Origin of the sequence: Kosakonia quasisacchari, from assembly GCF_004331415.1 — a bacterium.
GTDB classification, from domain to species: Bacteria; Pseudomonadota; Gammaproteobacteria; order Enterobacterales; family Enterobacteriaceae; genus Kosakonia; species Kosakonia quasisacchari.
This window is the reverse complement of sequence record NZ_SJOP01000078.1, coordinates 1-553: the sequence shown is the minus strand read 5'-3', so window position 1 is coordinate 553 and position 553 is coordinate 1. Positions and strand designations below refer to the sequence as shown.

Genomic DNA, 553 nt, shown 5'->3' with positions numbered 1-553 from the left:
GCGAAATCAACAACAACTTGCAGCGTATCCGTGACCTGACCGTTCAGGCGCAGAACAGCTCTAACTCTGCATCTGACATCGATTCCATCCAGGCTGAAGTTAACCAGCGTATGGAAGAAGTGAACCGTGTGACCACCCAGACCGACTTCAACGGCATCAAAGTGCTGAACACCGGTTCCGGCTCCAGCAGCTACAACTTCCAGGTTGGCGCGAAAGATGGCGAGCAGATCTCCATCAGCCTGACCTCTTCTGACTCTTACAACCTGTACAACGCTACCGGTGCAACGTCCCAGACTTCCGGCCAGACCATCAACGGTACTGCACGTACTACCGCTGCTGAAGGCTTCGACGTTCTGAGCGGTACAGTAAGCAGCGCTGGTGTGACCAACGGTAGCCCGCTGGCAGATATCGATGCGGCAATCAAAGCGGTTGACTCACAGCGCAGCCTGCTGGGTGCGTCCCAGAACCGTTTCGAATCCACCATCACCAACCTGAACAACACCGTGAACAACCTGTCTTCCGCACGCAGCCGTATTCAGGATTCTGACTACGC

Annotated in this window: 1 protein-coding gene; it reads left to right on the top strand. The window is 55.2% G+C overall.

What is annotated here, in order from left to right; translation table 11 throughout:
• On the top strand, positions 1 to 553 hold a 553-nt coding region (locus E0L21_RS24755), incomplete at both ends, for a flagellin (protein WP_268886894.1).